Origin of the sequence: Shewanella mangrovi (assembly GCF_000753795.1) — a bacterium.
Classification (GTDB): domain Bacteria; phylum Pseudomonadota; class Gammaproteobacteria; order Enterobacterales; family Shewanellaceae; genus Shewanella; species Shewanella mangrovi.
Genome location: NZ_JPEO01000005.1, coordinates 163659 through 184329, shown reverse-complemented (window position 1 = coordinate 184329; position 20671 = coordinate 163659). Strand labels below are relative to the sequence as shown.

Annotated in this window: 16 protein-coding genes; 11 read left to right on the top strand and 5 right to left on the bottom strand. The window is 49.9% G+C overall.

All coding sequences use genetic code 11. From position 1 onward, the window contains the following. The first annotated feature begins 54 nt into the window (after window positions 1–54). Window positions 55–333 carry a DUF134 domain-containing protein gene (locus tag HR45_RS09460; RefSeq protein ID WP_037442262.1) on the top strand — a complete coding sequence of 93 codons (279 nt, stop codon included), beginning with the start codon at window positions 55–57 and terminating at the stop codon, window positions 331–333. Window positions 334–376: 43 nt separating this feature from the next. Here the strand turns inward: HR45_RS09460 and HR45_RS09455 are convergent, their stop codons facing one another. Together HR45_RS09455 and typA are read right to left on the bottom strand one after the other, a co-directional pair. Then, window positions 377–2296, bottom strand: coding sequence for a methyl-accepting chemotaxis protein (locus HR45_RS09455; RefSeq protein WP_037442260.1), 1920 nt, complete (start codon window positions 2294–2296; stop codon window positions 377–379). Between the two features lie 207 nt (window positions 2297–2503). Beyond that, window positions 2504–4324, bottom strand: a complete 1821-nt coding sequence (gene typA, locus HR45_RS09450) for a translational GTPase TypA (RefSeq protein ID WP_037442258.1) — start codon at window positions 4322–4324, stop codon at window positions 2504–2506. 353 nt (window positions 4325–4677) lie between these two features. Between typA and HR45_RS09445 the strand changes: the two genes are divergently transcribed. The 7 genes from HR45_RS09445 to glnG all read left to right on the top strand — a co-directional run bounded on the left by HR45_RS09445 (window position 4678) and on the right by glnG (window position 15144). Beyond that, window positions 4678–6597, top strand: coding sequence for a putative bifunctional diguanylate cyclase/phosphodiesterase (locus HR45_RS09445; protein WP_037442256.1), 1920 nt, complete (start codon window positions 4678–4680; stop codon window positions 6595–6597). A gap of 562 nt (window positions 6598–7159) precedes the next feature. Further along, window positions 7160–8569: a glutamate--ammonia ligase gene (gene glnA / locus HR45_RS09440; protein ID WP_037442254.1), complete on the top strand. Its 1410-nt coding sequence runs from the start codon at window positions 7160–7162 to the stop codon at window positions 8567–8569. A gap of 225 nt (window positions 8570–8794) precedes the next feature. Beyond that, complete coding sequence (locus HR45_RS09435) at window positions 8795–10753, top strand: FUSC family protein (protein ID WP_037442252.1); 1959 nt, start codon at window positions 8795–8797, stop codon at window positions 10751–10753. Window positions 10754–10757: 4 nt separating this feature from the next. Then, window positions 10758–11924 carry an iron-containing alcohol dehydrogenase gene (locus HR45_RS09430; protein WP_037442250.1) on the top strand — a complete coding sequence of 389 codons (1167 nt, stop codon included), beginning with the start codon at window positions 10758–10760 and terminating at the stop codon, window positions 11922–11924. A gap of 59 nt (window positions 11925–11983) precedes the next feature. Further along, window positions 11984–12529, top strand: a complete 546-nt coding sequence (locus HR45_RS09425) for a DUF4124 domain-containing protein (protein ID WP_037442249.1) — start codon at window positions 11984–11986, stop codon at window positions 12527–12529. A 125-nt stretch (window positions 12530–12654) separates the two neighbouring features. After that, a complete protein-coding gene (gene glnL, locus HR45_RS09420; RefSeq protein WP_037442247.1) occupies window positions 12655–13725 on the top strand; it encodes a nitrogen regulation protein NR(II) in 1071 nt (356 codons plus the stop codon). A gap of 15 nt (window positions 13726–13740) precedes the next feature. Next, window positions 13741–15144: a nitrogen regulation protein NR(I) gene (gene glnG, locus HR45_RS09415; protein ID WP_037442245.1), complete on the top strand. Its 1404-nt coding sequence runs from the start codon at window positions 13741–13743 to the stop codon at window positions 15142–15144. Between the two features lie 66 nt (window positions 15145–15210). On the opposite strand, the gene fieF is transcribed toward glnG, so the two are convergent. Both fieF and HR45_RS09405 read right to left on the bottom strand, forming a co-directional pair. Further along, window positions 15211–16125 (bottom strand): cation efflux pump FieF, encoded by a 915-nt coding sequence (fieF, locus tag HR45_RS09410; protein ID WP_052074644.1) that lies wholly within the window; start codon window positions 16123–16125, stop codon window positions 15211–15213. A gap of 46 nt (window positions 16126–16171) precedes the next feature. After that, window positions 16172–16753 carry a Spy/CpxP family protein refolding chaperone gene (locus tag HR45_RS09405; RefSeq protein WP_052074643.1) on the bottom strand — a complete coding sequence of 194 codons (582 nt, stop codon included), beginning with the start codon at window positions 16751–16753 and terminating at the stop codon, window positions 16172–16174. Between the two features lie 216 nt (window positions 16754–16969). On the opposite strand from HR45_RS09405, the gene HR45_RS09400 reads away from it, so the two are divergent. From HR45_RS09400 to HR45_RS09390, 3 genes are all read left to right on the top strand, one after another. Then, a complete protein-coding gene (locus HR45_RS09400; protein WP_037442243.1) occupies window positions 16970–17656 on the top strand; it encodes a response regulator in 687 nt (228 codons plus the stop codon). Continuing rightward, window positions 17656–19116: an ATP-binding protein gene (locus tag HR45_RS09395; RefSeq protein WP_037442241.1), complete on the top strand. Its 1461-nt coding sequence runs from the start codon at window positions 17656–17658 to the stop codon at window positions 19114–19116. Before HR45_RS09400 ends, HR45_RS09395 begins: the two co-directional genes overlap by 1 nt. A 67-nt stretch (window positions 19117–19183) precedes the next feature. Beyond that, window positions 19184–19648, top strand: coding sequence for a tRNA (cytidine(34)-2'-O)-methyltransferase (locus HR45_RS09390; RefSeq protein WP_037442239.1), 465 nt, complete (start codon window positions 19184–19186; stop codon window positions 19646–19648). Between the two features lie 51 nt (window positions 19649–19699). On the opposite strand, the gene HR45_RS09385 is transcribed toward HR45_RS09390, so the two are convergent. Beyond that, window positions 19700–20575: a LysR family transcriptional regulator gene (locus HR45_RS09385; RefSeq protein WP_037442237.1), complete on the bottom strand. Its 876-nt coding sequence runs from the start codon at window positions 20573–20575 to the stop codon at window positions 19700–19702. Between the last annotated feature and the right edge of the window lie 96 nt (window positions 20576–20671).

Genomic DNA, 20671 nt, shown 5'->3' with positions numbered 1-20671 from the left:
GGGCTGTGATATTTGTTGCTACAGTTTGCATATGCTAATTATTAGGGAGCGTTGATGGGACGGCCGAAAATTCCCCGTATCATCTGTGGTCAGCCAGCGGATAGTTGCTTTAAACCAAATGGTATTCCGATGACACAACTGGAACAGGTGTCACTCAATCCTGACGAGTTCGAAGCGCTGCGCCTCGTCGATTTACAGGGAATGCAACAGCAGCAAGCGGCTGTTGAGATGCAGGTATCGCGTCAAACCTTAGCCAACTTAGTCAAATCGGGGCGTAAGAAGATGGTCGATTGTCTCGCTAACGGTAAGGCGCTGATGACCCATCGCGGTTAACGCTGACCGTGGCTGGTAGTGCCCCACCAGCCACGCCATGTCTTTACACCTTAAAACGATTTACCTGTGCTCCCAGCTGATGTGCCAATTGCACCGCTTCAGCGGCTTCACGTTCAGTGATCGCCAGTTGCTGCGCCAGCCCGGTGGAAACTTCTCGAATAGATTCAGAGTTGCGATTGATCTCAGCGGTTACTGAAGTTTGCTCTTCTGCAGCAGCCGCAATCTGGCGCGCCATATCCGAGATAGTGGTAATCGCCTGATTAATTTGCAGCAAGCGTTCACTCGCCGCCTCCGCATCCGCCACACTTTCATGCGCTCGCTCAAGACTCTGACCCGTCGCATTCACCGCCTTCATGGTCGTTGCCTGCAGCGCCTCAATCATAGTTTGAATCTCTTGGGTCGACCCGTGAGTGCGCTGCGACAGCACTCGCACCTCATCGGCAACCACCGCAAAGCCGCGGCCATGTTCACCAGCACGCGCGGCTTCAATCGCGGCATTCAATGCCAACAAATTGGTTTGTTCGGCAACGCCGGTAATGGTCGCCAGAATGGTATTGATTTGCTGCGCGTGCACGTTTAGCTCTTCAATAATACAACCGGTATTAGTCACCTCCGCGGCCAGTGCTTCAATCGACGTTCGACTTTGACTAACCGCCTGTTCACCCGCGGCAGCTAACTGCACCGAGTCGTGAGCGGTGTTAGCGGTGAGCTCGGCATTGCCGGCAATCTCTTGGGTCGCGGATGCCATCTGCGTTACCGCTGTCGCCACCATAGTGATTTCATCGAGCTGCTTGTCCACTTGCTGGCGGTTTTGCTGGGCCGCGGTATTCGCTTGTTGGGCGCCATTGCCCAGCAATGCCGCGGCCTGATTTACGTCGCTGATGATTTGCTGCAGCTTGGCCACAAAGCGGTTGAAAGCTTGCGCCAATTGGCCAATTTCATCATGTTGATTACGAGTTTGAATCCGTACGGTGAGGTCACCATCGCCATCGGCGATATCTGCCAGCGCATTATTCAAGCGCGCCAAATCGGCGAACTGCACGCGGAAGATCAGCGTCAGTACCACAGACAGAATAAGCAACAGCCCAATGCCAATCGCCACCATCCAATAACTGAGTTCAACATAGCTTGCCATGATGGTGCTGCGATCTATCACAAACACCATCGACCAATCGCTATTGGGGACTGCCTCGGCGAACACCAACTTTTGCGCACCATCTAGGCTGATATCGGTGAGATTCGCACTACTTGTTGCTTGCTTAAGCCACTGCGGCGTGAGCTGCGGCATCAAAGCCGTTAAAAACTGATTGTTATATTGCGCATCGGGATGGCTGATGATGTGCGTGTCGTTTTCCACCATGATGGTGTAGCCATTACCCGGCACTTCCAGCGCTCTGACCAACTTAGCGATCTGCGATACATTGACGTTAGACCCCGCCATACCGCGCAGACTACCATCTGGATTTTTCACCGGATGCGCTAAGGTGACCACAAAATCACCTGTGGTATCGCTAACGTAGGGTGATGACATCGACAATCCATTTACCGCCGCGCCATCAATGTACCAACTGCGTTTACGCGGATCGTAGCCCTTGGCCTTGGAGCGTGCATCCCAAGCAGGATCCTGCCGCACCATTCGCCCCTGAGCATCACCATACATACTCAGAATAAAACCTTGAGAACGATAGGTGTGTTGTACTAGCAAACGATAAGCTTCAATCGGTAAATCAGCGGGATACTGTTCAATGGTCTGCGCCATACTGGTGACCGCAGCGCGTTTTTGATGCAGGTCGTTACCAATCAGACTGGCAAAAGTATTGGCCAGCACGCCAATGTTATCGCGCGTCTGCACTTCAGCTTTTGATTGCAACATATTGATTGAAAAGATAATCAAAATTGCACAGGTCAATGCAACGGCGAAGAGACTCGCCAGTAACAGTCGAGCTTTCAGGGTCGTATTCATCGAATCGAGGTCATGAAGAGAAAGTTGCTGGGGATTTTAGCGACTTAGCATCACAACACTGACAAAAAATGAGCTATGGATACTATTAAAACTTTTGAAACTTAATGATTTTTTAGAGTAAAAATCACCAATCTACCAGCGCTGATGACTGTCTTTGACGCATAAAAAACCCCGGCAAGCCGGGGTTTTCGTAATAGACCAGACCAATTAAGCGCGGTTAGCGCGTTTACGGTCGTTTTCGGTCAAATGTTTCTTACGCAGACGAATGCTCTTCGGCGTTACTTCTACCAATTCATCGTCATCGATGAATTCCAACGCTTGTTCCAGTGTTAACTGGATATGTGGCGTCAGGGTTTGTGCTTCGTCAGTACCTGAGGCACGTACGTTGGTCAGCTGCTTACCTTTCAGACAGTTTACTGTCAGGTCGTTAGAGCGGCTGTGAATACCCACGATTTGACCTTCGTAAACTTCAGCAGCGTGACCGACGAACAGACGACCACGGTCCTGCAGGTTAAACAGTGAGTAAGTCAGTGCTTTACCTGTTGCGTTAGAGATCAGAACACCGTTAGCGCGTTGACCGATATCGCCTTCTTTCACTGGACCGTAATGGTCAAATGTGTGGTACAGCAGACCAGTACCTGAAGTCGCGGTTAAGAAGTCAGTTTGGAAACCAATCAGGCCACGGCTAGGAATGATGAAGTCGATACGTACGCGACCTTTACCGTCTGGTTGCATATCGCGCATGTCGGCTTTACGCATACCCAGTTTTTCGATCACGCTACCTTGGTGCTCTTCTTCAACATCCACGGTCAGCTGTTCAAACGGCTCACTTTTAACACCGTCGATCTCTTTTACGATAACTTCTGGACGTGATACTGCCAGCTCGTAACCTTCACGACGCATGTTTTCGATCAGAATCGACAAGTGCAATTCACCACGACCTGACACTTTGAAACGGTCCGGGCTGTCAGTTTCTTCAACGCGCAATGCTACGTTGTGAACCAATTCAGTTTCCAGACGTTCCAGAATGTTACGTGAAGTCACGAACTTACCTTCTTTACCAGCGAACGGAGACGTGTTCACCTGGAAGGTCATGGTCATGGTTGGTTCATCAACGGTCAGTGGTGGCAATGCTTCAGCAGCACCTACCGCACAAACGGTATCAGAAATTTTCAGCTCACCGAGACCAGTGATAGCGACGATGTCACCCGCGCTAGCATCAGCAGCTTCGATGCGATCCAGACCGAGGTAACCCAGAACTTGGCCGACTTTACCGTTACGGGTTTTACCGTCAGCACCGACCACCGTCACCTGTTGGTTAGTTTTTACGGTACCGCGCTTGATACGACCAACACCGATAACACCGACGTAAGAGCTGTAGTCCAGCTGCGAAATTTGCATCTGGAACGCGCCATCTGCGTCTGCATCTGGCGGAGAAACTTTTTCAACGATGGTTTCAAACAGCGGTGTCATATCGCCACCTTGCTGTTCTGGATCCAAAGTCGCAAAACCGTTCAGTGCTGAGGTATAAACAATTGGGAAGTCCAACTGTTCATCAGTAGCACCTAAGTTATCGAACAGATCAAATACTTGGTCGATAACCCAGTCAGGACGCGCGCCTGGACGGTCGATTTTGTTGATCACCACAATCGGTTTCAGACCTTGTGCGAATGCCTTTTTGGTGACGAAGCGAGTTTGTGGCATTGGGCCATCAACCGCGTCAACCAGCAACAATACACAGTCAACCATGGACATAACACGTTCAACTTCGCCACCGAAGTCAGCGTGTCCGGGGGTGTCCACGATATTGATACGGTAATCATTCCAGCGAATCGCAGTGTTTTTCGCCAGAATGGTAATTCCACGCTCTTTTTCCAAGTCATTGGAATCCATAACGCGCTCAGCCATTTCACCTCTGGTTTCCAGAGTGCCAGATTGAGACAGCAATTTGTCAACCAAGGTAGTCTTACCGTGGTCAACGTGCGCGATAATCGCGATATTTCTTAAGTTCTTAATTTCACTTGACATTTTATCTTGACGCCTATTGTTGCACCGAGCCATAAAAGGGGCTAAGTGCGATTACTTCGAGCGAGGAACCCGTTTGATTGTAGAGTTTCTTGAAGAAAGCGCGCGATTATACACTGCGGAATGCTGCATTCATATTACTTTGTCTATTGCTTAGCCAATTAGTTGCTGTTAGGACAAGCTTACAGCGCGACATATTGACCTAAATAATGCCGTCAAAAAGCCCCGTTATGTGAGCTAACGCGCTAAAAAAATCGTGGAAAAACAGCGTTCTGAAACTCGACTTGAATTTATGGCGCGCAACTACTAGTTTGTGCAGGATACCCATCTTGTTGTACTGCACGGATGACTCATGGATGAATAGTGCTCGTCTGAAAGCGTTATATCGGCTAGATACCTCGTCGTTACTCTACAAAAGCCTCTATTCTGGACTGTTTATGAATCTGGCGGCGGCGACCTGCTTGGTATTTGGCTTTGCCAGAGAAGAGGTACAGAGTGCTAAGCTGGCATGGTTTGCAACCATGCTACTGGTAGTGGCCTTTAGAGCGATGGACCTCGTCCGTTGGAAACAACAACGGCAAGCAAGACCTACGCAAACCAATAGCCTGTTCTGCGTTGGCGTATTGCTCAACGCCAGTTTATGGTGCTTTTACACACTGTATTTCTACCATGGGGCGGATATTTTTGAAGTATCGGCGATGACCATCATTGTATTTGTGATGGCGGCCGGTGCCTCCAATGCACTGTGCGCGGACCGTAAATCCGCACTTATTTATCCCGTTATTCTTATCGTGCCCTACTCGCTGCTATTAATTAGCGATGGCAATAAAATTCCCTTTATCATGGGGCTAGTCGGGCTCGCATTCTGTATCACCACAATGCTCAATAGCTACCGCGCCCACCAATTCACTGTCGATGCCATTCACTTCAAAAATGAAAACAAGCTGTTGCTTGAAGAGATGGAGCAGCAGGTGCAGGTACGTACACAAAAGATCTATGAGTTGTCTAACCTAGACCCGCTCACCAGCCTGCTCAACAGAAGCGCATTTTTAGCCCAATTAAATGGCGCCTTAACAAGTAAAGCCAATCGGCAGACAACCAAGATCGCACTGCTGTTTATGGATTTAGACCATTTTAAAGACATCAATGACAATATCGGCCATCGCGCCGGTGACCAAGTGCTCATTGAAGTGGCAGAGCGCATCAGTAGTTTCTGCGGCGACGCGATTAGCCTATGTCGCTGGGGCGGAGATGAATTCTTGGTGGCGGTGCCTTTTAATCAACTGCCGCATTTAGCTGAATATGCTGAACAACTGATCCGTTTGATTGGTAAGCCTTACCATATTAATGATGGTGAACTAAACGTCAGTACCTCTATCGGTATTGCGCTGCACCCACAACACGGCGAAGCTGCCGAGCAGTTAATTCAGCATGCAGATATCGCCATGTATGACCGTAAGAACAGCGACCCCGGCGGCGTTGCTTTTTACAATGATGCGTTAGCGGAGAAACTCAGCCGCGAGGTATGGCTGCGCAATAAGCTTGCGCGTGCGGTTGAACACAATGAACTGTTTTTGGTGTATCAACCGCTGATTTCGACGAAAACGGAAAAGCCTGTGTCGATGGAGGCTCTGCTGCGCTGGCGTATTGATGGTGAACTGATTTCACCCGCTGAATTTATACCGATTGCCGAACAAAACGGCATGATCAAGTCGATTGGCGCTTGGGTATTACAGCAAGCCTTTGCCGCCTCAAAGAAACTCAATGCACTGCACCCCGGCATGATCATGGGCATTAACGTCTCCTTGATCCAATTTCAAGATGACCATTTTACCGACATGGTCGCCTCACTGCTGCGCAACAGTCGCGCACAACCGGAATATATCAATTTAGAGATCACTGAATCGGCATTTAGCCTAGAGAAAAACCTGCTACTCAATAAAATTAAGCAGCTACAGGACATGGGGTTCATGGTTTCCATCGACGACTTCGGTACCGGTTATTCGTCGCTAGCCTCGATACTGGAACTGACCACGAACGCCATTAAAATTGATAAATCCTTCGTGGATAACCTCGATACTAAAGGCGCCATTATCATTGAAGCCGTGCTACGTATTGCCGCCCGTTTAGGCCAACATGTGGTCGCAGAAGGTGTCGAACATCGCTGGCAGGCAGATACACTGAAACAGATGGGCGTGCATATGATTCAGGGCTATTTCTACGCTAAACCGATGGAGTGGTCCGCCCTCATTCACTATTTAGACGACACCCAATAACCCACAAACTTGTTTCTCTCGCTTGTGGAGCAACAATCACCATTGTGGGGCATTACTACATCATACAAATCGAATTGTTCGCGTACTTATGTTGGCACAGAACCTTGTTGCGCCTGCTGATACAGCTCTATTCGACAAAGATAATATTGAACAGAAAAAACTTTGATCTAGATCTCATAAAATTTAAAAGGCCGTTTTATTTCAGAATCTACAATGATTTTGAAGTTACGTTGCCGATCCTGTTGATTTAGTAACCGTGCCCATCTAATCTAGCTGACGAGGGGATGACAGGAACACCGGCATTCTGATGGAACTTCATAAAGCCGGAATAACACCACAAAACCAAATTTTTGCACCATTTCGGAGCGATAAAGCACCAAATAAGTGCAAATAAGATTTGTAAACCTGCCCCAAATTTGAACATGCCCTTGTATATCAGCGTGTTAAAAAGCTGGCACGATTCTGGCTCGTTATTGGCCTTGAAATTGAAGATAGCGCCAGTCGTTGAACTTACACCAAGTAAACTAAGGGCCGAATCTATACCCTATCCGGAGGCTTTAGAATGTCAGTTGAATCGGTACTGAACCAACTAAAAGAGTTGGAAGTAAAATTTGTTGATCTGCGTTTTTGTGACACCAAAGGTAAAGAACAGCACGTTTCTGTTCCTGCCCATCAAGTAGATGCCGACTTCTTTGAAGATGGTAAAATGTTTGACGGCTCTTCAATCGCTGGCTGGAAAGGCATTAACGAATCAGACATGGTACTGATGCCAGACGTAGATACTTTCGTACTGGATCCATTCTTCGAAGAAACCACAGCGATCATCCGTTGTGACATCCTCGAACCAGCAACCATGCAAGGTTACGACCGTGACCCACGTTCTATCGCTAAAAAAGCGGAAGAATATCTGAAGTCTACCGGTATTGCTGACACTGTATTGATTGGCCCAGAACCAGAATTCTTCCTGTTTGACGATGTACGCTTCGGCTCAGACATGTCAGGCAACTTCTACAAAGTTGGCGCTAAAGAAGCCGCTTGGAGCTCAGCTAACGAATACGAAGATGGCAACACTGGCCACCGTCCTACTGTTAAAGGCGGTTACTTCCCAGTACCACCAGTTGACTCTTCACAAGACTGGCGCAGTGCGACCTGTCTGGTATTGGAAGAGATGGGTCAAGTGGTTGAAGCTCACCACCACGAAGTGGCAACTGCTGGTCAAAACGAGATCGCTACACGTTTCAACACTCTGACTTCAAAAGCAGATGAAATCCTGACCCTGAAATATGTTGTGCACAACATGGCACACGCTTATGGCAAAACTGCTACCTTCATGCCAAAACCTATCATGGGTGACAACGGTTCAGGTATGCACGTGCACCAATCTCTGGCGAAAGACGGTGTGAACCTGTTCGCTGGTGACAAATACGGTGGTCTGTCTGAAACTTGTTTGTACTACATCGGTGGTATCATCAAGCACGCTCGCGCGCTGAACGCATTCACCAACCCAAGCACCAACTCTTACAAACGTCTGGTACCTCACTTCGAAGCGCCAGTAATGCTGGCTTACTCAGCACGTAACCGTAGTGCTTCTATCCGTATTCCAGTAGTACCATCACCAAAAGCACGTCGTATTGAGACTCGCTTCCCAGATCCAATGGCGAACCCATACTTGGCGTTCTCTGCACTGATGATGGCTGGTTTGGATGGTATCCAAAACAAGATCCACCCAGGCGATGCTATGGATAAAGACTTGTACGATCTGCCAGCTGAAGAAGCTGCAGCAATCCCACAAGTGGCTGAGTCTCTGGACGTAGCACTGGCAGCACTGGATGCTGACCGTGAGTTCTTGACTAAAGGCGGCGTATTCACTGATGACTTCATCGATTCATACATCGCACTGAAAACTGCAGAAGCTGAGAAAATCAACCGCACAGTTCACCCACTTGAGTTTGAACTATATTACAGCCTGTAATCGATTGCCCTGCAATCGTCGGTGAGTCAAGCCACCGGTGACTATAAAAAGAAAAGAGCCCCAGACTTAGGTCTGGGGCTCTACTTTTGTCGAGATGAAAACGGCAGCTCAGCCAGCGAAAAACTGTGAGCCAGTTCAAATCTTCTCTGCGGTGACAATGTGCCGTAACCTGCAAGGCCGTAACATTGTGATTCTTACTTTTCGCTTCCTCAGCATACCTATTACATGTTCGCTCAAAGATTACATCGCTTAGTCCAGTGGCTGCCAGATCGCGCCGATCTGCCAGAAGGACTGCGTATTGGCCTACCTATGATGGTCGGGCTGCTATTTTTTGCATTTTTAGGAAATACCACCGCTGGGGTTAATGCGATGGTGTCAGCTTGGTTAGTCGGCGTGCAAGGGCGTAACCTTGCTTATCCGAAACGCTTTGAATTACTAAGCAAATCAGCCACGGTGTGCTGTGTTACCGCGGCGCTGTCACTGCTCAGTCTGTATCACCATCTGCTTGGGGTGGCGCTTTTGTGCGCCATCGGCTTGCTCTATGGCTTGTGCTCCAACCAACGCCGTTACATTCAGCTACTCACTTATAACGCGGGTTTCTCACTTATCTGCGCCTTGCATCTGCTGGATAACGGCAGCAGTTGGCAGATGGTACTAATTTCCACCGCTTTTGGTAGCTGGCTGGCGATGATTTCTGCAGTGATTGCTGGGCCGTGGCTGAGTGTACGTCAAGGGCAACAGCTGCTTAGCAAGGTACAACTCGCCTTTGGCCATTGGTGCGATATGTTGCACCATTCTGTGGCAAGCAATGTGGGTCAACGACTCGCAAGGCGAGAACAGCTCGACGACAGCATTGCTGTGTTGTCTCACTGGCTGCTGGAAATGCCGGATACTGAAGAAGTCGAACAGATCGCCAAGCAGTTGCGTACAGTGTTACAACTAATTGAAGCAATGGAAGAAATTGGTCGAGTGCAGCAGATGTCTAGCGGCGAGGCGCAATTTCAACTGCAGCAATATTTGCTGCAGTTTGCCGAAAATTGGCACGCCTACGTTAAGCAGGGGGACGCTTTGCCAGAAGTGCCGATGATTGAGGAATACCAGCGTATTCTGCAAACCGTGGAGCAGCAGATGCAGCGCGCGCAAGATCTCTCGGCGCCGCTCGATGATGAATGGCGTCAATTATTGTCACTGATTTGGCCGTCTGATCATGAAAGTATTGTCAGCCAATGGCGTTTAGCACTGAAGAAAGGCTCGCGCGAATGGCATCATGGATTACGTATTTTGTTTACCTTGGCAATCTGCCAACTCGTGGTTGAGTTACTGCAACTACCGCAAGGTTTTTGGGTCACGCTAACCGCCTTTATCGTGCTAATGGTAGCGCCGTTGGGACAACTGCAGGCGCGCATTTGGGGGCGTCTATATGGCACGCTTATCGGCTCATTAGTATCGCTGGGCTTGGTCTGGTATCTCGGCACAGGAGTCTGGCTGCTGCCAGCTACCTGCGTAGTCGTATTTCTTGCCTTTGCTACCTATTACAAAGCGCGCTACGAAATCCACGTATTTTGGGTCACGGTATTGATGGTCTTTGCTATCACCTTGCTGTTGCCTTCAGATCCCTTGATCGCACTGTACCGTACTATCGACACACTCACTGGTGCCTTGATTGCTTTTCTCGCTATGCACCTGTTTATCCCGAGCTGGACGCGCCGCTGGATCGACAGCTACGTGCTCAGTTTTATCGATCTGGAACAACAATGGCTGCAGCAATTGGCTCAGGGGCAGCGCAACCGAGCCCTGCGTTGGCAGGCGCACCGCGCGCTGCGGCAATTGGGACAAGAAGTCAGTTATATGCGCCTCGAACCCAATATGTCGCAACGGGAACTCGCCGACTGGCAGAGTTTCCTCTGGCTTGGGCTGACGCTTCACTGTACGCTGGTGGTGGTCGCCCGCCAGCAGCAACGCGGCGAACTCAGCAGCCTCGCGCAACAACTCAGTGCTTGGATGCCCTTGTTCAAACAGCGTATGCATCCTCGCTGGTCAATGCTGGCACAACCGCTACCTTGTGCTGATCAACTGCATCACTGGCTGATGCAAGACATTGCCGAACTTTATCAGTGGCTTAATTGGCAACGTCCTTTTTCTCTTATGCAGGAGCCGGACATACGCCATCACCCGACGGAATAGCAGTATGTACAACTTCCAATTTTACAATCCAACCCGACTGGTATTTGGCAAAGGCAGTATTAACGAACTGCCTAAGCTGATCCCAGCCGATACCAAAGTGCTTATTCTCTATGGCGGCCAAAGTGCCGAACGAAATGGCACGTTAGCCGAAGTACGCGCAGCGCTCAGTGACTATGCACTGTTTGAATTTAATGGTATTCAGGCGAATCCTGACTATGACCAGTTGATGCCAGCAGTTGCGTTGATTAAACAACAGAATATCGGCTTTTTGCTTGCAGTCGGCGGCGGCTCCGTCATCGACGGCACCAAGTTTGTGGCCGCCGCGGCCTGCTACCAGGGCGAACCATGGGAAATCTTAGAAACCTACGGCAAGCATATCAATGCCGCGTTGCCAGTTGGTGTGGTACAAACCTTCCCTGCCACCAGCTCAGAGAATAACAACGGCAGCGTCATTAGCCGTTACAGCATTCAAGCCAAGCGTTCATTCCGCAATCCGCAAGTGTTCCCGCAGTTTGCGATTTTGGATCCGGAAAAGTCCTACAGTCTGCCTGCGACACAACTGGCTAATGGCGTCGTCGATGCCTTTATTCATGTCTGCGAGCAGTACCTAACTTTTCCCGTTAACGCGGCGGTACAGGACCGTTTTGCCGAAAGCCTGCTGATCACGCTCAAAGACACGGGCCCACAAGCGTTGGCGAATCCGCACGACTATGACATACGCGCCAATCTGATGCTGGCAACCACCCTGTGCCATAACGGTTTGATCTGCTCCGGTGTGCCCCAAGATTGGGCGACTCATAAGATTGGCCATGAGTTAACGGCGATTTTTGGCCTCGACCATGCGGTCACTCTGGCAATTGTGTTGCCAACTTTGCTGCAGATGTTTCGCGATGCCAAACGCGACAAGCTGCTGCAATACGCCGAACGTGTGTGGCAACTGTGCGATGGTAACGATGATGACAAGATTGCGGCAGCTATCAGTAAAACCCGGGAATTTTTTGAACAGATGGGCCTGCGCACTTGGCTACGTGATTACGACATTAATGCCAATGATCTGCAGCCGGTACTCGATAACCTAGCACGTAGCGGCATGACCCAACTAGGTGAGCATAAAAACATCACCCTAGAGATGAGCCAAACCATTCTCGAGCATAGTATCGCACCGAGCTGATACTCTTAGCGCAAAAAATACGCTATATTGAGAGGACTAGGCATAATGGAATAATGACCATGCGTAACGTGTTGATAGTATTAGCTCTATTTTCGATTGCAGCGCAAGCAGCTATCTACAAATGGGTCGATAAAGATGGCAAAGTGCATTTCACCGACCAACCACATCCAAATGCTGAAGTGGTGGAGCTAAATCAGAATACACAAAATAGCGTGGCGATCCCTGTGCCTAAGCCGCTCAATATTGGTGAGCCCACCGCCAAGACTGAGCAACCTGCCATCCAGTACCAACTACAAATCACGTCACCTGAACACGATGCCACTATTCGCAGCAACCCCGGCGAATTAGTTGTGAGTGTCGAAGTGTCTCCTAACCTTGCCAGCGGTCACTATCTGCAACTCTACATCGATGGTGTTGCCACCACCGAAGCGCAAGCGGCACCTGTATTCCAGTTGCATGGTATTGAACGAGGTCAGCACCAGATTGTTGCTAAGGTAATTCAGCAAAACGGCAAAGTCCTTGCATCTAGCTCTGCTATCACTATTTATATGCACCAAGCTGGACTGATAAAACCGGCAATTGCGGCACCTAGTATCAGAAAATAGAAATCTAAGTTTATAAAAATCAACAATATATAACGATTTCGACTAAAGTATAAGCCCTAGCACGCCGCTTGCGGGTTGCACCAGAATAGTGCACCATTATGGTGCAACTGATTCAGGAATGACAGATGGACACTAATACCCTGCTTAATCATCTGGTCACGGCGGTGTTGGTTATCGACGCCGATTTGCAAGCGAGCTATGCCAATGCGGCCGCTGAGCAGCTGTTAGGCGTATCAAGCCACAAGCTGATAGAGCAACCGCTGACTGACCTTATACAAACCTTGGCGATCGATCCCAAGGTATTGCGCAGTGCTGTGCAAGAACACCAAGGGTTAACAGTTAATACCACACAACTGCTGACGCTCGACGGCCAGCATCACACTGTCGATCTCACCTTGGTACCACTTGAAGTCACGACTGAAAAGGCACTGAGTATTATTGAATTACGTCAGGTTGATCAACAACGTCGGATTCATCAGCAGCTGACGCTCGATGCACAGCAACAAGCAGCGCAATTTTTAGTACGTAATCTTGCACACGAGATTAAGAACCCTTTGGGTGGTTTGCGTGGTGCAGCGCAGTTGCTATCGCGTGAACTTTCAGATGAGCATTTAAAAGAGTTCACCACACTGATCATTGAACAGGCAGACCGTCTGCGAAGCTTAGTTGACCGCTTGTTAGGGCCGCAAAAGCCTTCGCAGCACAAGGTGATCAATATTCATATGGTGATCCAGAAAGTGATCAACCTGCTCAATCTGACCCTGCCGCGGCATATTCAGTTGCGGCAGGACTATGATCCATCGATTCCCGATCTGCCTATCGATGAAGATCAGATGCAACAGGCTATTTTGAACATTGTGCAGAACGCCGTGCAGGCGCTGGAGCAACGTCGTTCTGGCGATATTTTGATCCGCACTCGCACCGCACATCAGGTCACCATCGGCGCCGTGCGCCATAAGTTGGCACTCGTACTGTCAATTATCGATGATGGCCCAGGTATCGCCCCAGAATTGGTCGATACTCTGTTTTATCCGATGGTAACAGGCAGAAAAGATGGTAATGGTTTGGGCTTGTCGATTGCGCATAACATCGCGCGTTTGCACGGTGGCCGTATCGACTGTAATTCCGCCCCAGGTCATACCGAATTTACTTTAACCCTGCCAATTAATCGTGAGCAGGAAGCATCACAGGGCTAACAGAGAGGAAGCAAAATGAGTGAACAAGTGTGGATTCTCGACGATGACAGCTCTATACGTTGGGTATTAGAGCGTGCTTTGCGAGGAGCCAAAATCAGCTGTGCGACCTTTGCCGCGGCTGAATCACTTTGGGATGCATTGCAAATATCGCAGCCAAGAGTGATCGTGTCTGATATCCGTATGCCTGGTACTGACGGGCTAACCTTGCTGGAACGCATCAATACCCACTTCCCGCACATTCCGGTCATTATCATGACGGCACACTCAGATCTGGACAGTGCCGTGAGCGCTTATCAGGCCGGAGCCTTTGAGTACCTACCAAAGCCGTTTGATATCGACGAAGCAATTGCGCTAGTTGATCGGGCCTTAACTCATGCGACTGAGCATTCACCACCACCGGACGAATCACAACTAAAAGCCCCGGAAATCATTGGTGAAGCTCCCGCAATGCAGGAGGTGTTTCGCGCCATTGGCCGTTTATCACGCTCCTCTATCAGCGTATTGATTAACGGCCAGTCTGGTACCGGTAAGGAACTGGTCGCAGGCGCGCTGCATAAGCATAGTCCGCGCAGTGAACAGCCATTTATTGCATTGAACATGGCCGCCATTCCGAAAGACCTGATTGAGTCTGAACTGTTCGGCCACGAAAAAGGCGCCTTTACTGGTGCTGCCAATGTGCGTCAGGGCCGTTTTGAACAGGCCAATGGTGGCACCCTGTTTTTGGACGAAATTGGCGATATGCCACTGGACGTACAAACCCGACTGTTACGTGTATTAGCAGACGGGCAGTTTTATCGCGTGGGCGGCCACCTGCCAGTGCGGGTTGATGTGCGGATTATTGCGGCGACCCACCAAGATTTAGAGTCGTTAGTACAGAAAGGGCAATTTCGTGAAGACTTGTTCCATCGCCTGAACGTTATTCGCATTCATCTGCCACCGCTGTCGCAGCGACGCGAAGATATTCCGCAGCTGGCGCGTCACTTCCTGACCGCTGCCGCTAAAGAGATAGGTGTCGAAGCGAAAGTTCTCACCAAGGAAACCGCCACTAAACTGCAACAACTGCCTTGGGCAGGTAACGTGCGTCAGTTGGAAAACACCTGTCGCTGGTTGACCGTGATGGCATCAGGACAAGAGATTCTGCCGCAGGATCTGCCACCCGAGCTGTTTAAAGAACCGAGTACACCTGCGGTGGCTGGCAATAACAGTTTAGATTGGCAAAGTGCGCTGCGTTTGTGGCTGGATCAACGCCTGTCACAAGGGGAAAGCAACCTGCTAACCGAAATCCAACCGGCGTTTGAACGTATTTTGCTGGAAACTGCGCTAGAACATACACAAGGCCATAAGCAAGAAGCGGCCAAACGTTTGGGCTGGGGGCGTAATACGCTGACCCGTAAGCTGAAAGAGCTAGCGATGGACTAGGTGTTGCCAGTCCCACTAATAAAAAAGGATGCCATTGTCATCCTTTTTTATTGCTATTTCAATGCATTACGAACCTTGAGGTAACTCTTCACGCAACACGGTATCAGGCACTTCGTCTTCTGGGTCTTGGTGAATAATCACCTCAGCGTGTGGAAATGCCGCCGCGATACGGTCTTCGGCATCCACCGCAATCCGATGCGCTTCTCGCAAAGGCAGATCACCATTCAACTCTAAATGCAGCTGGATAAACAAGGTTTGCCCCGATTGGCGGGTCCGCAGATCATGCACACCGTACACCTGCTCACATTCAGTGGCAATCAGCACAATCTGTTGACGCGTTTCATCATCCAATTCGCGGTCCAGCAGTGCTTGAATTGAGCGATAGCCCAGCTCTGCCGCTTGATAACCAATGTAGAGCGCAATCAAAACGGCAAACAGGCCATCGGCCCACCACAAACCATACTCGGCAAGTACCAAAGCCAGTAACACCGCAGAGTTTAAGAAGAGATCTGACCGATAATGCAGTGCATCCGCTTCCACCACAGTGCTTGCGGTCGCGGCCAGCGCTTTTTTCTGCACCATGACCAAGGCGAGTGTTAGCACTATCGCGATGATCGAGACAATCACCCCGGCAGTGGCATGATGCACAGGCTCAGGCGCAATTAAACGATCACCGCCATGCAAAAACAAGAAAAAGGCACTGCCCAGAATAAAGGCCGCCTGCGCTAACGACGCAAGATGCTCAGCCTTACCATGGCCATAACGATGGTCATCGTCGGCGGGAACTAAGGCATAGCGAATGGCGAAAAAGTTCACCAATGATGCCATCACATCAGCCACCGAATCGGTCACCGATGCCAACATACTGGCGGAACCAGACCAGAGCCACGCCGCCAACTTAATCACAATCAGCGTTGTTGCTGTTGCGACCGCAGCGCGGCTAGCGAGCTTTACCCAAAAAGCGTAATCCCGTTGTTGCATTCCTTTCGCTCATTCTCAACTTTAATGAGCGTTATGGTATCAAAAATTACTCAGGCTGGGGTGCGTCTGGCGCATCCATGTAATCAAAATGTTTCTCAAATCGCGCTTTTAACTTGGCTTTTTGCTCATCAGTCAGCAAATTGTAGATTTGCTGCTGCATTTTCAAGCGTGCTAGCTGGTGTTGTTCACGTTGCTGCTGCTTTTGCGCCAATAGCTGTTTTGCTTTGGCTTCATCAAATGTTTTGGCGGTGAGCAACGCCTGCATTGCGTCCATATGCGCTTTGCGTTGTGCTTGCATTGATTCATGTTGCGCCTTGAGCAGCTTATGCACGTCCGCGCGCTGCGCATCGGTCAAGTCCAAACCATGCATCATCATTGGCATCATGCCACCGCGGTTACCCATTATGCCGTGCTTCATCATGGGCCCCATTTTGCCGCCACACATTGGGCCATGATGCCCCATGCCCATGCCATCTCGCATCGCTGGCATATGTGGGCAATCTTGCGCTGCAGGCGCCGGAGGTGCAGGGGGGACCATATCCTTCTCAGGTTCGGCGATAACCGCAGTAGCCAAGAGGCTGCTCCCAGCGATAAGCGCTAGCAACCCGGTTTTCATTAGTTGTGCCATTTTACTTTCCTCATCAGGGGCAATTGATACATTTTTCAGTCTAATCCGTAATTCGTAAGTATGCAGCCAACGTCGGTAAAACACTGTAAATCACAGCAAGTTAATCATAAAAATGTGATTCTTTACTTAGACTTACACTGCTTCACTGCAATTGACTGATAACAAGGTATACTCACTAATGTCATATTGCGCGCAATTTATAGAGATACATGTTTTATGAGTCGCATTTTATTAGTCGATGATGATCTAGGCCTTGCCGAACTGCTGGCACAACTGCTTGAACTGGAAGGGTTTGAGCTAAAATTAGCCCATGATGGACAAACTGGGCTAAGTCTGGCGTTGGCAGAAGAGTTTGACATCATTCTGCTCGACGTAATGCTGCCGAAACTCAGTGGTTTTGCGGTGCTCAAAGAGCTACGTACTAAAAAGCAAACACCGGTATTAATGCTGACCGCGCGCGGCGATGAAATCGATCGCGTGGTGGGGTTAGAGATTGGCGCCGACGATTACCTGCCAAAACCATTTAATGATCGTGAGTTGCTGGCACGCATTCGCGCCATTATTCGTCGTGCGAATATCGCACCACAAGAAGCGCAGCAAACATCATCACTGGAATTTGGCGATCTCAAACTCGACCCTGCGCGCCAAGAGGCATTTTGCAGCGACCAACTGTTAATGTTAACTGGCACCGAATTTGGCCTGCTGTTCGCCTTGGCGCAACAAGCGGGTGAGCTGGTCTCCAAGGATGAGCTCAGCGAAACCGTGCTGGGTAAAAAGCTGATGCCATTTGACCGTAGTCTCGACATGCACTTATCCAACTTGCGCAAAAAACTGCCTGAGCGTAGCGATGGCCGCCCACGAGTCAAAACCATTCGTGGTAAAGGCTATATCTGGATCCCTTAATGTCGGCCTTTTTCCTTCCAAACCGTTTATTTATCAAACTGCTACTCGGCTTCTGGCTGTGTAGCAGTTTGATTATTGCCTGCGTCGGTGTACTGCCGTTATTACAACAACTTCACCAAAACTTTGATGTGCCAGACCCGATAAAATATGAAGTTTACAGCTACGCCGAGCAGCTAAAAGATCACCCTGAACGGCTTACCCAGCGCTTCGACCCTTATCCGATCAACGACAAATTTCGGCGTAAGTTTCGCCAAGAATTAGATGGCATCATGCCCGCAGAAGCACCGCGCGATGACGGCCTGACGCCACCGCCCGATGATCACGAGAAATTTAAACCTATTCCCTTCTATATTTTTGTCCTCGACAGCAATGCGCAAGTGCTCAACGCACCAGAAGCATCACAAGGGTTGCAACACATTTTGCGCGATGCCAAAAAGCTGGATCAGCCACAGAGTTTTCGCCATAAGAGTGAAGTGTTTTTTGGGCCAGTGAAGGTCTCGTTAGCCAGTGGCGACTACTCGCTTTACGGCGCCCTGCATCTACCACGGCATATTCCATGGTTCTTCTTTTTTATCGAACATAAACTGCTCACCTTAGCGCTGGCCATTATCACATCCGGGATTTTATGTGCGGTATTGGCGTGGCATTTAGGTAAGCCACTGCATTCGCTGCAGCAAGGGGCGAACGCACTGGCAAGAGGCGATCTCAATAGCCGGGTGTCCGATGCCACGGCAAATCGCCACGATGAACTGGGCGATCTCGCCAAAGCCTTTAATCTCATGGCTGATGCAGTGGAGCAGATGGTCAAAAGCCAGCAACGCCTGATTGGCGATATCTCCCATGAGTTACGCACCCCGCTGACACGGCTGCAGTTAGCGCTGGCGTTAGCACGCAAGAAAGGCAGTGCCATCGAAGAAACAGAACGCATCGCGTACGAAGCAGACCAACTGGAACAGATGATTGCAGAGCTCCTAGAGTTATCGCGGGTAAAACTCAAACATCAGGACAGTAAAATCAACCTGCCGCTGGAGGAACTCCTCAGCCAGGTACTGGATGACGGTGAGTTTGAGGCGTCACAGCAAGGCAAACAGCTGTGCATCGATATTCCGGAAGAGCTGGAGTGTGCGGTCTACCCTAAGCCGTTATCGCGGGCCATTGAAAACCTGCTGCGCAATGCCATTCGCTATAGCCACAACACCATTAATATTCGCGCACGCTTGCAGCAGCAAGAGGTGAATATTGTGATTGATGACGATGGCAATGGTATCGAAGAACAGGAACTGGAAGCGATTTTTAAACCTTTCTATCGCCCTGAATCGGCGCGCGATCGCGAAAGTGGCGGCTGGGGCTTAGGCTTAGCCATCACCGAAGCCGCCATTACAGCGCATCGCGGCCGCATCATTGCCCGTAACAAGCCCGAAGGCGGACTGGAAGTGTCGCTGTGGTTGCCCATCAGTTGATCTTAACCTGACAGCAAGGCCGCTTTGGTTTTATAATCGGCGGCCTGCATGTCAACGGCCTTAATCCATGTTTCATATCGCGCTTTACGAACCCGAAATCGCGCCGAATACCGGCAATATCATTCGACTCTGTGCCAATAACGGTAGCCAACTGCACCTCATCGAACCGTTAGGGTTTGACTTAGAAGAGAAAAAACTGCGCCGTGCAGGCTTGGATTATCGCGATCTCACCTCGGTTAAACGCTATCCGAACTTCGACGCCTTTAAAGACGCCATGGCCGGCAAACGTATTTTTGCCTGCACCACCAAAGGCAGCCGTCCGCACACCGAAGCCGTGTATCAACCGGATGATGTATTGCTATTTGGCCCTGAAACCCGTGGTTTGCCAATGGAGATCATTAACGCTACACCTGCTGAGCAGCGGATCCGCATTCCAATGGTAGAAACCAGCCGCAGTCTTAACCTGTCCAACTCGGTCGCCATTATCAGCTATGAAGCGTGGCGGCAGCATGGTTTTGGTGGCGCGCGTTAACCTCATCCCAAGGCCGAGTTAAATTACCGCTCGGCCTTGCCAATCACCGGCTTACATTAACGGCCGCAATAACATACCCAGCTTAGGGTGGACGATGCGGCGCTCAGCCGTCACTGCGTAGAAGTTCTCGTAGACATTGGGCAGCAACATATAGCTTTTCAGCTCGCCGTGGTCCAATTCGTCTTTTACTACCACCTCAGGCATCACTGCTAACGCCCCAGTATCACGAGTCAGCAGACGTAACATCGCCATATCGTCCGATTCGGCCACCACCTCTGGCCGCAACTGATATTGGGCAGCAAAAGCATCAAATGCCGAGCGCAACGGGTTTTCGCCGTAAGGCAATACCCAGCGCTGCTGACGATAGCGCTGGTCAAACTTATCGCTCAAATCCAGTGTCGGCGGCCCGATAATCGCCACCGGCTGCCGCGCTAACACGCGGCTCTGCCAGTTATGCAGATGCGAACCACGTACCGGAATATTGGTCAGCGCCATATCCAGCTGCAATTCGGCCATGGCATTGAGCAAACCGGTCTGACTCATGGATTGCAGCGAAAAGCGGCAATCATTTTGATTAATCAGAGGCTGAATAAACTGTTCGATAAAGTTACGCGACAGCGTTGACAGCATGCCAATGCGAATCGGCGCACTTGGCAAGGTCGTTCCGCTGGTGAGTAGTTGTTCCAGTTCTTCACCATTTTTGAAGATCTCATCGGCATAGTTGAGTGCATGATAGCCACTCTCGGTCAGTAACAACTTACGACCTTCGCGGGTAAACAGTTGCACATTTAACGCTTGCTCTAACTGTTTGATTTGCGAGGACAGCGCCGACTGCGAGATATGCAACTTCTGCGCGGTTTGGGTCAGATTCCCCTGGCGTGCCACCTGCCAGAAATAATAGAGATGGTGGTAATTTAGTCGGCTCATTGGATTAGGCTCTAGACGACAATCTCATCATTATAGTTCACTTAAAACGAACGTTTTCTAATTTATTATATATTTTACTTAATTTAAACATGCACT

Bases quoted from the DNA above. Each gene is read 5' to 3' on its own strand.
- HR45_RS09460 (WP_037442262.1), top strand. From the start codon at position 55: ATGGGACGGCCGAAAATTCCCCGTATCATCTGTGGTCAGCCAGCGGAT.
- HR45_RS09455 (WP_037442260.1), bottom strand. From the start codon at position 2,296: ATGAATACGACCCTGAAAGCTCGACTGTTACTGGCGAGTCTCTTCGCC.
- typA (WP_037442258.1), bottom strand. From the start codon at position 4,324: ATGTCAAGTGAAATTAAGAACTTAAGAAATATCGCGATTATCGCGCAC.
- HR45_RS09445 (WP_037442256.1), top strand. From the start codon at position 4,678: ATGAATAGTGCTCGTCTGAAAGCGTTATATCGGCTAGATACCTCGTCG.
- glnA (WP_037442254.1), top strand. From the start codon at position 7,160: ATGTCAGTTGAATCGGTACTGAACCAACTAAAAGAGTTGGAAGTAAAA.
- HR45_RS09435 (WP_037442252.1), top strand. From the start codon at position 8,795: ATGTTCGCTCAAAGATTACATCGCTTAGTCCAGTGGCTGCCAGATCGC.
- HR45_RS09430 (WP_037442250.1), top strand. From the start codon at position 10,758: ATGTACAACTTCCAATTTTACAATCCAACCCGACTGGTATTTGGCAAA.
- HR45_RS09425 (WP_037442249.1), top strand. From the start codon at position 11,984: ATGCGTAACGTGTTGATAGTATTAGCTCTATTTTCGATTGCAGCGCAA.
- glnL (WP_037442247.1), top strand. From the start codon at position 12,655: ATGGACACTAATACCCTGCTTAATCATCTGGTCACGGCGGTGTTGGTT.
- glnG (WP_037442245.1), top strand. From the start codon at position 13,741: ATGAGTGAACAAGTGTGGATTCTCGACGATGACAGCTCTATACGTTGG.
- fieF (WP_052074644.1), bottom strand. From the start codon at position 16,125: ATGCAACAACGGGATTACGCTTTTTGGGTAAAGCTCGCTAGCCGCGCT.
- HR45_RS09405 (WP_052074643.1), bottom strand. From the start codon at position 16,753: ATGGCACAACTAATGAAAACCGGGTTGCTAGCGCTTATCGCTGGGAGC.
- HR45_RS09400 (WP_037442243.1), top strand. From the start codon at position 16,970: ATGAGTCGCATTTTATTAGTCGATGATGATCTAGGCCTTGCCGAACTG.
- HR45_RS09395 (WP_037442241.1), top strand. From the start codon at position 17,656: ATGTCGGCCTTTTTCCTTCCAAACCGTTTATTTATCAAACTGCTACTC.
- HR45_RS09390 (WP_037442239.1), top strand. From the start codon at position 19,184: ATGTTTCATATCGCGCTTTACGAACCCGAAATCGCGCCGAATACCGGC.
- HR45_RS09385 (WP_037442237.1), bottom strand. From the start codon at position 20,575: ATGAGCCGACTAAATTACCACCATCTCTATTATTTCTGGCAGGTGGCA.